Origin of the sequence: Mucilaginibacter sp. OAE612 (assembly GCF_041806395.1) — a bacterium.
GTDB classification, from domain to species: Bacteria; Bacteroidota; Bacteroidia; order Sphingobacteriales; family Sphingobacteriaceae; genus Mucilaginibacter; species Mucilaginibacter rubeus.
Window position 1 is genome coordinate 4,144,272 of sequence record NZ_JBGMUW010000001.1, and the last position, 13,681, is coordinate 4,157,952.

Genomic DNA, 13,681 nt, shown 5'->3' on the forward strand with positions numbered 1-13,681 from the left:
ACTGTTAGTTCTCTTTTGGCAAATGCAATTCTATCCTCAGCTTGAGGATTTTTAATGTTCCGTTGCAAATCTTTAATATTCACAACATGCACATTTTCGCAGCTTTTGAGTTATATTAATGAAGTAAAACTTAATTATCCTTATGTCTAATTAAAAGGTACATCGTCGGGTTCAGCGAGTTGGCTAGCCAAATATTCCTTGTTCATTATATCCGTTAAGAATTGCTTTGCCGTCGCTTGAACCGGAATTATCTGATCAGGGTTTTCTATATGTAATTTTTGGGCTATATCTTTTTTTATTATCTCCAGACCTTCTTTCCACGGCGAAACGTTGATGATCCGAAGATTACTTTTGGCGTTCAGGGCTTGTGCTAATATGACGTTTACATATTCATCTGCATAGGAATAACCTATAATAACTATGATCTTAGCTTCATTAAAACAAACTTCGCGCAATTTGGAAGAATAATAAAAATACGGGTCGACGGAGGTCATCTTATGCATGATACCGAAGATCAGTTCAGGGTTTTGTTCTAATCTTTCACTTTTATATAGTTTGTTATTATTGATATACCAATCTATAGAACCGTGCAGTTTATACAGGTTAAAGCTGACTCCTTCGTCACTGTCAAAGTTAGAATAATGCCATTCGCTACTACTTTTTGTAAAGCCTAACTTGATTTCCTTACCTTTGCCGACGACCGTTTCAAAACATAGATCATAATTTAAGGTAAAAACTTTGATGAGGGTCCCAACATCACTTGCTAATGTATTAAAGGATTGATAGTAGCTGGCCGATTCATAATTTCGCAAGCCCACCCATTCATAAAGCCTTTTCCTGATCAGCTCTTTAAATTTGGAAACGTTCTCAAAATTGACACCTGCCAAGTCAATTAGCCTACTATTCCACGCACCAATAAATGGATACATAATATTACGTTCCCTCTCCTCGATCTGGGAGATCACAACTAGGAGCCGTTCAACATTAAAAGGCTCCGCAAATTTGCCCATTATACCATCCGAATAGTGTATACTACTTCTCAGGTAATAATATAGGTCTTTGTAGACCTTCCATTCACGATTAGTTTTGACCAAGTCTTCAATTTCCTCAACCATTTTATTTGAAATGGGTATGCCGGCCTCCACACTGGCACCTGCTCCAAGTAAGAAAACGATATCTTCACCTTTTATTTCCATCTTAATACTATAAGAACCACGGCTTTTCGTTTGATAGTGATTGCTCTTCGTAATCTTCGAGATTTTCAAAGCCTTCCATATATGACGCAATTATTTGTGAATAATAAATAGAAATAGGTATCGCCTTGGCATTAAACCCGCGCCAGTTTGCACCGGAAAGATTTAAGACATCCTGAAGGAAACTTTTCTCGTCCTGCTCTTCTTCTTTGTCCATATTCAGAAATTCAATATGCACCGGGCTAGCTAACCGCTTATCGACAACCTCTCTTCCGAATTGTAAACCCTCAAACCAAACCAAATACTGTTCTTTAGCCAGCTTAATAAAGTTACTTTCATACGGGACAAAAGTGTTATGGTTGCTGAACCCGAAGAATTTATTATCAGTATTGATTTTAATAGCAACAAATTGTAACTCCTTCACAGACTGTGCTGCCTGTGACAGTGCTTTTATTTCGTCTCTTTTAATTTTAAAGGGTAGATGCAATACACAGGATTTATAATTGGCCAGTAGATCAGACTTAAGTAAATTGACCAGGTTAGATTGTAGTCTTTCCAAATAATGTTCCTGATTATCTTCATCAGCCAGTACCTCAAGTTTTTTATACAATCCGCTTGAATCCAAACAGACACTATAGGCAAAATATTTGCTTACCTTATTTGTATTGGGATCTTTCTTGTGTGCGCTGCCTATACCCAGGATCAAGCAATTATTATTGTTTGGCTTCACCAGCCACGGTATCCCGCCAAGTTTAGAAAATATCGCTAAAGCGATATTTGAGGTTGACCACTTCAAAGCATTTTTATCACCAAGTTTCCGGTAGTTAACGGTTTGCAAAGGAATATCATTCTTTATAAATTGATATTTTAAAAAATAATACGCATGAGATGCCGGTCCCTCCCGGTCATTATCATAATCCTCTAAATAAATACCGATGATTTTTTTGCCGGGTTGCTGAAATTCTTTCACCTTATCAATCGCCAATTTTAGACTTTCAGGCTGATAATTTTCAAGGCGCACCTGTTTTACGTTCTGTACATTAATGGTCACTTTGAAAATAGGTTCAAAGCCGGGAAACGTCCCGGGATTGGATTTTCCAACTAAACTTAGATAAAGTTCATTGGCAAAAGACTTAAATCGTTCTTCGAATAGGAAAACGAAAATGACATCTTCCGCGAGCTTTCGGAAAGGCCCATAATTTTTGATACCCTGGAACTGCGAATATGCTGTATTGTTATTATTAAAAATGTATTCTTTTTTACTCAGGGAAAAAACAGGCGATTCATTTAGCTGTCCGGCTACTTCAATGGCATCTCCCCCTGAAGTTGTAATTATCCCCCAATCTTTATAGGTCTTTTCAATGAAATTTGCCAACAGATGAAATTTGTCTGCATAAAAGTTTTTATTGCTTCTATATTGGTGATCCAGGCTCAAACTGTGAAATTGTATGCTTTTATCGAAAACTACGTCAGGTGCTTTTGCAAACTTGTAATCGATGATAAACCCGAATTTAGATTGGTCCTCCAGAAAGTAAGGAGATAAGTAAATAATTTTCTTCCCTTCCGGAACTTCGCCTATTGTAAATTCTACCTGGTGTGTCGCCAGGCGATGACGAACTTCGAAAGGAAATATAGTTTCTTTACCCGATAGTTCGGATTCCAGCGCACTTAACAAATACCTTTTGGTAAGGTCAATGGATTCAAATGATGAAACGGTGGCGAAAGTCGCTCCATCAAAATTTTTAAAAGAGATAGCATATTGAGCCTTTGCACCTGGATTTGCATCATCTGCTAAATGATAGAAAAACAAGTCATCGGTTTTTTCGTCAGTATCCTGTTTCAGACGCTTGTAAATCGAAAATTCAAATTTGTTTTTTTTGAGTGGTAAAAAATTAAGCTTTATTCCCGCCATGTATTAAAAATTGCTATTATAAAAGTAATAAGGAAACGGGGAAATTTAACCATTGTTAATAAATAGCTTCATCCGGTAGGTTAATCAAGTTACCTGCAGACGGGTAACTTGATTTGTGGTTGATAAAGCAATTGAGTTTCATATGCTATTTCAATGGCGTTTACATTTAGGGCTTTAGTTGTACATCAACGGCAATTTCTTCGCAGCGCACCTCATATTTCTTTTCAGGTTTGGAATATACATTGACAGATTGATGAGAGGTGGCAAATGAATTGTCATAAATGTAGGTTTTTGAGCCTAGCAAATTTTCTTCGACCAGTTCTGCATCATATACTGCTATTCTTCCTGCAGCATGGGTGTGTGCCAGTTTTTCTATTTTCTTAATCCTGTACAAGTTCTCCACGCTGTCCGTTCGATCGTCTGGTATGAGTATGAATAAATAATCTTTTGCACGGCTTATTGCAACATTCAAGACATTTTGTTTATTGAGAAACATCGAAGGATGTCTGCTAATGTTAAATGGAGGGTTGAATAGCGACACAATGATATCACATTCGTCACCCTGGAACCCATGTATGGTTCCGATTAATATTTCTGCTTTCTCGTCATCGTCATGAACCCTTGCCAGTAATTTCTCGATGATCGTTGCCTGGGCTTTGTATGGGCAAATGATCCCGATCCGGAACTTTTCGTGATGACTTTGCCGGATATGTCTGATCAATTGCATGACAAATTCTACAGCGAACAGGGCAGAATAAACCTGATAGTTGGACTTATTCAGAGAATTCGGCTTATAGATACTTTCATACTTCTGTACCGGAAATTTAATGATGCTGATATCCTGGAGTGGTAGTCCCGGGATATTTAAGGGCTTTTGACTGGACAATTCGCGATGATGCAAAAGTGTACCGCCATAAGTAAAATGACTGAATACCGCTCCGATAGTAGGCAGGCTCCTGTATTGCTTATTAAGATTAACGATCTCGTAGGCATGGGGAACGGTTACGGGATCAACAAATCTTGTCAGATGTACCATCTCATATATATTGAGATCTTTCCATTGCTCAATTTGAGTGATAGGCTGTATTTGAAAAGGATCCCCAGCAATAATAAACTTGGTTTGGGGCTTTTGATACAAAACATAAGCGATGCTAGCAATGTTGATCATAGAGGCTTCATCAATAATGATGTAATCCCATTCAAGAAATTTCAGATGTAACCTTTCTTCGTGTTCTTCCGGTTGAAAATAATCATAAGCGAACCTGGCAATCGTGGTGATCGTTGTATTCTTAGGTCTCTTGCGTATATCAAAACTTTTATCAACGACCAGTCCGCTATTCTCCAGCTCGGAATCGCCTGTCGTTCCGAAGCGTAACAACCAGTGGTAATAACTTTCGTCATCTCCCATCTTTTCAACTATCCTTTTTGTGAGGACATCTGCTGCCTTATTCGTAGGCGTTAATACCAAAACCTTCAGATCTTCGTCGTCATTCATCAAAGGAATGATCTCTTCAGCAGCAAGGTAAGTGGTTTTACCTGTTCCCGGAGGTCCAAAAATAAACCGGATATTTTTAGTTAGATTTTGCTGTAGGTTAAAGTTGTCATCTAAATGAAGTTGGTAAAAGGCTTTTCTCAATTCCTCCAGAATAAAAACCGGATTTTTAATATCAATAACGGCTCTTGAAACTTTTTCCAGGTCGATGGCTGTTATGTCCGCAGATTTTTTCAGTTTCGCACGCAGTGTATATTCCTTAACATTTACGACCTCCACCGTTACAGCTGTCGTTTGATCTCCCTGGTAGATGCGGATCTGCATATCACCTATATCTTCGATAGATTGCGGGATATAACGGTTGGGGTGCTTAAGGACCAGCGTCCGTTCAGTTCCCGCTTCCAGTTCTATCTTTGCAAATTGTATAGATATCTGTTTACCCTGTGCGTTTGCTTCAGAGCTATTCAGGTATTCGAGTTCCAGGAGCGCTTTGAACCAACCATAGGAATATTTTTCCGAAGTATTGGCGAGTTCTGTTAATTTTTCAATGCGCGTGAGTTCTTCGATCTGGGCTTCTGCCTGCAGCTTTAACTTTTCGATCCTTTTTCCCAGGTCTACTGACGGCTTGGTGAAATCATCCTGATCTGCCTCCGGCATGTCGGCTTCTTCAAAAGCCAGATCCGGTTGAGAAGGAATTGGTTCTTCTTTTTGTCCATCATTTCTATTCCTTTGATCTTCTTTTTGCTTTCGGGCTTTTCTTATCCCCTTATTAATACCCGTAAGCGTCTTTTGCAGATCGTGCTCACTTATCGGAATTTCATCATCCGGTTCAGCAGACTCATCTACTGATGGATTAACGTTTCTTCTTCGGGCGAGATCTTCCAGCCAGTTGTTTAATTCTTCCGTGGTTATATTCTCAGCCAGTAATTTTTTGCCGAGGTCGTAGGCTTTCTTTTGCTCTTCATTTAACTCAAGACCGGCATCCGGATTGGTTACACCGAGATATTCTAATAATATGCCGGCATAAGGATCGTCAAGGTGATAACACGCATTGATCTCATCAATGTTTAATTCAGCAGCAGAAACCCATTCCCCGTTTTTATTAAGCAACCATTTATCATTTCTGAGCGCGGCAGCAAGTGTAGAATCAAAGTTGGCCGTGTATTTATAGCTGGCATTGCGCGGGTAATATCTGAACGTTCCTGAAAATTTGCTTTTTAATAAACTTACGGTTTGCCCTTTGGCAAAATGCAACAGGTATTCCCAAATAAGAACTGAGCGTTCTTCAGTGATACTTTTGATCGCGTTGCCTAATCCGTCCAGGGATTTGTCGGTTAGCTCCTGATCGTCTGCATATTTAAATGAGATCAATATCGAGTCCAGGCCAAACATTTCCTTGGTCTCCGTGTCAGCGTTCAGCTGCTCGCTAAACAACCGTGGATAAATAGCGATGCCCAGATCATCTAAAAAGCGCTTTGTGGTCTGTTGTTGATTTCCCGATAGAAATTCTGCATAAAACTGGTCATCAAGAAAATGGATATCCGCAGTGTCCGAAAAATATATCTCCAGTTTCTCGTCATTGAAATAGGCAATTGTGGGTTTTACAAAAAAAGCTGTTCCGGATTCGTTACCTTTCCGCGTAGCAATAAATGGGATTTCCCTGAGTTTTAAAATAAGGTCGGCTTGCTGTGATGAGGAGCAATTATCATAGTAATTCAGAAAAGTTTCAAAGTGCTGTAGGATCTTATCTGTGTTAGCATAGTCAAAGCCATTGGTATATTCAGGAATGATAGCATTGAAAATTTCCGCCTGAACGTCCGGCTTGTCTATACCGATGGCCTTTAAAAAGGCCAGTGCATGAGGATCGTCAACAAAGGGCTGATAAACCGTATCATAGCTGGATACCCTGTCTACAGGGAGAAATATCTGGTTGGCTGTCTGATCAGCATTTAAAGGAGAAATGGCCTTTCTTTCCTGGTTAAGCAAAATGGGTTGCCGTACCGCCAGTTTGTCCTTATCATCCCACAAATATTTACGGTCAGCTAAGTAAGTGTACAATTGAATGAGCCACTCATCTGTCTGTTTTTCCACAAACTGTTTCGTAAATAAGCGCAGCAGCTTTTTGGCATCAATGGTATCCTGAATGATCCCGTCAATAAATGATTCCATAGGTTTATTCGCCTGGTTAAGTTGCTTTTGTCCTTTGGATACGAATACCCAGCCTGCTCCCGGATTATTGAACAGATCGCTTATCTGCTCATCGCTGAACAACTCAGAAAGTTCAGTATCCGCCGCCCAATAGGCTTTGGATCTCAGAAAATACTTTCCTTTGTTACCGGGTATGATCTGCTGCGTTTGAAAAACTTTTTTTATTTCTGTATGAAAAGGTGAAAAAGATATTTTTAATGAATTTCCCTGCTGGCTATAAACGTTAGGATTGTAGGGTATAATATCCAATATGGAATCATCCAAAAAGTAGGAAGAGTTTTTTATGCCGATGTCCTTCAGTATCCCGATGGATTGGGCTGATAGTTCGGCAATTAATTGGATCAGGGATGTGTTCCAGGTATCGCCTGTTTTAATACCTTCCCGGCTGTCCGTTAGCAGGAACGGGGCCTGGATGATGAACCCAAGTTTCGTATCTTCCTTGGTAGGAAAAAAGCAGAATGCTTCGTACGTATAACCAGTCTCCAGTTTCTTGTTGCCATCAAGCACAAAAAAGCCAACAGCTATTTTGAACTTCGAATTGGTAGAAGTTTGAACAATATTTTTGCCGAAAAGCCATAGCTGTTCATTCATTTCTTCACTGTTGGCACTGCTGTTCACTTCCAGCAATTGCGCCGTGATGCCCCCGTGTTGTGTTTCTTCGATTTCTTTCTTATTGTAAGCACCATTTTTGCTGGAGGATCGCCAGGCGATCTTTTCTACGTTGTTAAGGAAAAGAATAGGCTGAAACAGGTTATCCAGTTTTGCTTCAATCTCCTGATAGGCTTCGTCGGGAGATTTTGATTTATGGTTAAACGGAAAAAAGAAGAGCGTTTCACCCTGTTTCCGTTTCACTCCGTCCGGGTCGATCACGTGGGGTACGATATAATTCTCCAGTTTGAAAGAAAAAGCATCGTCATAAATATGCGGGGTATCACTGTACGCGAAAACGGCCTTGAACCCGATCCCGAACTTGCCGATCTTTTGCTGATCGATCTTCGTTGAATTACCGATAGACGTGATCGCATTGATATGGCCAAGCGCGCCGCTTTCGGAATCCGGTTCTTCATGCTCAGGATCGGAGATCGTAAAACGAACTGAGCCGTTATGCCTGAACCAAAGGCCGTTTTTTTGCAGTTCAAACTCCACCCAGCTCGCCTTTGTATCGTCTGCGTTCTGTAAGAGTTCATAGATAAAGTGCGCCGAGTCGGAATATTTTTTTATGGCGGTTTCCCAAATGCCCCGATAAGATTTTTTTAAAAGGACTTTTACATCATTGTTTTTGATTTCACGAAGTGTGTTAAAATACTGATTGTTCATGCAATAAGGTTGAAATTGTTAGGTTATATTTTCAGCTCATTAACAGCGCTTACTACGCGGTAATGGACATCGTCAATTACCGCAAAGTGTTTTTGAGCACAGGCAATTTTCATTCGCTCTTTATCTCTTAAAAGTGAACTATCCACAACAGATTTATGATCTTTTGTTTCGGCAATAAAATAGATCCTGGTTTCCTCCCCGTCTTCCTTTTTAATAAGTGCCCAATCTGGATTATAGGGGCCGATGGGTGTTTTGATCTGGAATTTAGCGGGAAGCTTAACATAAAAAAGTACATCGTCTCTTGATTCGCAATCTTCCGCAAATTTTTTTTCCGGGCTGCTCAGGGAATCGATAACGATATAATTATAAAGTGTTTTTGCCTGATCTTTAACGGAGATAAGATTGTCCATATATTGTTCGATTTCGGCCGCTTCGAACAGTTTCATTTCATACACCTGCCCGCCGATCTTTTTATATTCGATACCGTTGATCTTGATCTTATCAAATTCCTGTCTGACCGTTTTAACGACAGCATCCATAAATAACTGAGGATTACTGAAAATATCCTTTAAGCGTCCCGACGCTAATATGATCTGCGTGATCGTATTTCGCGTAAGCTCCGTCTTAGATTGGATATAGGCAATAAAATCAGGTATTTCATATTGGGCATCCCTGACTATTTTCTCTTTGGACCCTTTCTGTTCCCCTCCAAGCTCTATCAGGTGACCATTTTTGTCCCGTATGAATTTAGCGACATTACGTTCCCGGTAAATTACGGGTTTTTCAATAGGAGACATTTGCTGTAATGCGCTTACGCAGTTGCGGATTAACTCATCAGTATCATAGTTAACTTTGTATTCGGTTTGATACCTGATCTTTTCCCAAAGCTCCAGGAAAAGGCTATCCTCCAGCCATTTTGTTTTTAACTGTACTTTCTTTCGCTCACGGGCATTTTTGATCCGGCCTTCAAATTTCACCCCCGTGTCCTCTTCAATTTCTGATTGGAGTGCTTTGGAAAAAGCGTCGTAGGATTCATTGGCGATCACAGTGAGCCTATTCACTGAACGTTCTAAGTTACGTTCCCCGTTCTGGTCAACACACAAGCGCAGGCCGCGGCCGATCTCCTGTCGTTTTTTCAGATCAGATCTCGTTTCGTTCAGCGTACATATCTGAAAAACATTCGGATTATCCCAGCCCTCTCTTAATGCCGAATGACTAAATATGAATCGGAGCGGCGTGTGAATATCTAAAAGTCTTTCTTTGTCCTGCATGATTAGCTTGAAAGTCTCATCATCAGCTTTCGATGATTTACCTTCCTTGGAATCCCTGTATTTTCCTTTGTCCTGGCTGAAATAACCATTATGAACATCTTTCCCTTCATAAGGGTATAATCCGCGATAGGCTGGCATATTTTGCCATTTCGAGAAACTCTCTTCGAACCATAAAGCAAATTTTCCCATTTGCGCGGCTCCCTTATCATCATAACTGCGGTAGTTAGCCACACGATCAATGAAAAAAACGGATAAGACCTTGATCCCTTGGAGCATAAGCTCTTTCTCCTTTTTAAAGTGGTTCTCTACCGTTGCGTCGATCATCTCCTTGAGTATCTGATCGGTTAAACCACCTGTTGCATCCCCTCGATAAATTATTTTGCCGCTCGAGAACTCAACAAAGCCGTTTTCTGCATCTATTTCATTGATTACGTAGCCATCCTTATAAATATCCCATTCTTTAGAAAGGTGATACAGGTCATCACCGGTCTTTGCGGAAACTTGCTTTTTCTGTACGCCGCCCTTTTCGTTACTGAAAAGAGTGATCTTAGCCATAACCGACCTTTTTGCAGTTTTAAAACTGTCTATGCTGACATACGCGCCGGAAATGTCATTCTTAGCCACGACAGAGTCTACCTCTATTTGCTTGACCAGGCCGAGATCGTATGCCTTTACGGGATCTATCTTGTAGATGAGATTATACAGGTTCTTGTGCGTCGCGGAGTACCTTAACGCAAACAAAGGGTTTAAATTGGCAATAGCCCTTTTACGGATGTCGGTTTCCATGTTCTGCGGCTCATCGATGATCACAATGGGACGGGAACGCTGAATATATTCTATCGGCTTTATCCCTGTTTCCCGGACTTGATTGATCACATTGGCATCCTTGGTAAAACTATCAATATTGATCACCAGTATTTGAATGGAATTACCTTTCGCAAAATTGGCCAGTTCCGTAAACTTTGTGGCATCATACATCCGAAATTCCGCAGGCTGCTTTTCGTAAATATCCTGGAAATGATCGAATGTGATCAAAAGGCTCTTTAATACGCCCTCTCGTATAGCGACCGAAGGAACGACGATCACGAACTTTTTAAAACCATAGGTTTTATTCAGTTCATAAATGGTACGCAGGTATACATATGTCTTTCCCGTTCCCGTTTCCATTTCAATAGAAAAATTGGGAAATTCAGTTGCAATAATAGAATCGGGCCCTGAAAGTTGCGGTCTTCCATCATCGTAATACCACAATTTCTCGATTGAGGTCGACAGCTCATCAGCACGAAGTTCGTTTTCGACCTGTACTTTATTCAAGTTTTTCAACAGTTCATCTTCAGTGATCATCAGGTTGTTAGCGATACCTGTATCGCTGAATTTTATGCTTCCGCTATCGCTGGAAGTATAAGAAAACTCAAAATCCGAATTACTCAGTTGCTGACCTTCGAACAGTTCAATAACAGATTGGATAGCGGCTAACTGATAAGGCTGGTTTTTATCAAACTTAAACTTCATTGATAACGCCGGTTAAATAATTGAATAGATCATTCGAAAAAACATTGTAGGGAGGCCGGGGGAAAAGCACTGACCTGATTACCCGGCCCCGTTCAATGAGGTCGACCTTAATATTTGCGTGATTAGGGTTGGCTGCATTTGTCCCCCAAACGATAAAAAATAGTTTTGGCCGGTAGCCCAGGCGGTTATTAAAGTTATCTATCAGGTCGAAAAGTACATTGAACCTGCGCCAGTCCTCATCGCCATATTTCCCTATCCATTCATTCTGTACAGGGGCGTCCATATTATGTGTTTTAAATTCGATGATCGCCTCGAAACGCCCCGTCCCCAAATTGTAGATCATCGCATCAATATCCCCCGGCCAGGGGTTAGTGGTGTGATTGGCGAGATAGCATTCCAGGTTTGAGGAAGCGGAATTCAGATTTTTTACATGACGGAACGTAAAGCCACGCATGGTTCGTATCCCTTTTTCCAGCGTATCAAGATTAACTTTCCTGTGTGTATTGAACTTTAATTCCCCATCTTCCAGCGTAAGTGTTATGGAGTGGATCAAAGCCTGGTCTTTGTCGTACCCCTCCGGATAATTTTCCGGCCATATGAAAATATAAAAGCGGCATTGCAGGACATCAGCCAACTGTTTGATAAGCGCCAGCTCATTGCCAGAGACGAGTGTTCTGATATCATTCAAGGAAATATCTTCACCCGGTGTTTCTTCAGTATATTCCAGTTTCTTAAATATCCCGTTAACTGTATTTTGGTTGTTAACGATAAATCCGTCAATACTAATGACGGAATAATTTTCATTCTCAGTTTTCAGCCATAGAACAGGGTTATAGCCTGTTATAGGGAACCGTGTTTGTTTTCCTTGACAAATTCTGTTGCCGGGTATCAATAGGATCATAGTGTCAGATGGTATGAAAAGTTATTCCCGCGTCTTCGAACAGGAGTTGAATATTGGTTTTGTCTTTATCATTCTTTTTGAATATCGAATCAAGACAGATGAAAGTAGCGGGTTTTCGATTGATGACCTCTTTGGCGGATGCTGATTCTATCGCATCCGTACCGATGATCAGTTCCCTTTCAGGATAATAGTAAAATCTGTCATTTGTTAGTTCCAGCACAGAACATGCAGCGGACAAACGAACTCCATTTTTGATAGCGATCTCCCAAGACATATTTTCGCCGGAGGAGCGTTGTTTCTCCAACGTGTTGAACATTTGCAACTGTTCAACAATATCAGCTTCTGTTTTTAAAAAGTCTCCGCGCCAAATCTTGAAATTAGAGTCCGCCAGCCGGAAGTAACGGAAACCTACAGGTGCTGTTTTGTCAAAATTCAGCCCTTTGCCCAGTTGTTCGTTATGTTGTTGGACGATCTTTGTTAAGCGAGCACTGGTTACTTCAGCTATGGTCCGGAATCCATATTTATAAGCCTCTTCAGATTCACTTATTTTTTCAGGAAGCTGTACCAGTATGAATTTTCTATTGGCACCTTCTTCTTCATTAAGTTCATAGATCGCATGCGCTGTGGAACCGGAGCCGCCGAAAAAGTCCAATATAATATCATCTTTGCCGGTGGCTATTTTTATCAATGCTTTTAATAGTTTAGTCGGCTTAGGATTGTCAAAAACATTTTTACCGTTAAATATCTCTGCTAACTCCGCTGACCCTTCCTGGTTACTCCCGAAATCCTGGTGCCCCCAAAAGTTATGTGCACACTGGCCTTCCGCCATCCGCTCACTTAAATAGAACTTTTTACGCGGCCAACCATCTCCGCCGCTCGGGAAATATATCTTACCCGCTGCCAGTAATTGTGCGTAAGTGGTTTCTGCGCCCATCCATTCTTCATCCAAGACTTTTCCGGTGGGCGTTTTAATTTTATATCTGGAACCTGATTGGCCGGAACCCGCTTTCCAAGGTTTGGAGTCCCACGGGCCTAGCGGATCATTGTCCGGATTAGAGTAACTGCCTTGCCGCGCATCGGATAGTGGCAGGCCATAAAAAGTGTTTTTCCGCTTTAAGGCTTCGGAGTTTTTCGCATAAACAAGGATGTACTCCGCAACTTTAGAAATCATTTTGGATTTATCATTCGGTTGATTATGACGACGTCTCCACGTGATAATTGCCTCTTTATTTTCTTCACCAAAGACCTCATCCATCAAGAGCTTTAAATTCGCCAGTTCATTATCGTCGATATTGATAAAAATCACGCCATCATCGCAAAGAAGGTTTTTGGCGAGAAAAAGGCGGGGCAGCATCATAGAAAGCCAATTGGAATGAAATTGTCCATTCTCTTTTTTATTCTGGCGAAACAGCCCCTCTTTCATCATCAGACCATCTTCATCCTTATCCCGAACCCGTCGGGCATACTCTTCCTTGGTTTCTGAAAATTTGTCGGGATATATAAAGCTATCGTACCCGGTATTATACGGGGGATCGATACAAATCGCTTTCACCTTACCATAGTAAGCTTTCTGAAGGATCTTTAAGGCTTCCAGGTTTTCTCCTTCAATGAAAATATTTTCAGTGGTTTCCCAGTTAAGAGAATTAATCTTGTCGGGAATAAGCGTTGCGGTCGTCGGTAACTGCAACACTTTGTAGGCTTCATTTTTTCCTGCCCAATTAAGCTGATACCGTTCATTATCGGTGTTAACGTTTTCGCCAAACAACTGCTTCAGTTGTTCAATGTCTAATTTATCCTCTGTAAACGCGGCCGGAATAATATTTTTTAATTGTGCTATTAAATTCGTGGTTATATTGAATGACTTACCGTCCATGT

The 13,681-nt window shown here is 40.7% G+C and carries 6 protein-coding genes; all 6 read right to left on the bottom strand.

Translation table 11 applies throughout. The features are described 5' to 3' along the window. Positions 1–146: 146 nt before the first annotated feature. Complete coding sequence (locus ABID99_RS17330; RefSeq protein WP_373614529.1) at positions 147–1,196, bottom strand: SIR2 family protein; 1,050 nt, start codon at positions 1,194–1,196, stop codon at positions 147–149. A gap of 7 nt (positions 1,197–1,203) precedes the next feature. Then, a complete protein-coding gene (locus ABID99_RS17335; protein WP_373614530.1) occupies positions 1,204–3,105 on the bottom strand; it encodes a Piwi domain-containing protein in 1,902 nt (633 codons plus the stop codon). Between the two features lie 166 nt (positions 3,106–3,271). Beyond that, positions 3,272–8,122 (bottom strand): DEAD/DEAH box helicase, encoded by a 4,851-nt coding sequence (locus tag ABID99_RS17340; protein ID WP_373614531.1) that lies wholly within the window; start codon positions 8,120–8,122, stop codon positions 3,272–3,274. Positions 8,123–8,145: 23 nt separating this feature from the next. Continuing rightward, positions 8,146–10,905: a DEAD/DEAH box helicase family protein gene (locus ABID99_RS17345; protein WP_373614532.1), complete on the bottom strand. Its 2,760-nt coding sequence runs from the start codon at positions 10,903–10,905 to the stop codon at positions 8,146–8,148. Further along, positions 10,895–11,806: a hypothetical protein gene (locus ABID99_RS17350; protein ID WP_373614533.1), complete on the bottom strand. Its 912-nt coding sequence runs from the start codon at positions 11,804–11,806 to the stop codon at positions 10,895–10,897. The genes ABID99_RS17345 and ABID99_RS17350 overlap by 11 nt, the downstream gene beginning before the upstream one ends. Before the next feature lie 4 nt (positions 11,807–11,810). Further along, positions 11,811–13,679 (bottom strand): site-specific DNA-methyltransferase, encoded by a 1,869-nt coding sequence (locus tag ABID99_RS17355; protein ID WP_373614534.1) that lies wholly within the window; start codon positions 13,677–13,679, stop codon positions 11,811–11,813. Positions 13,680–13,681 lie beyond the last annotated feature (2 nt).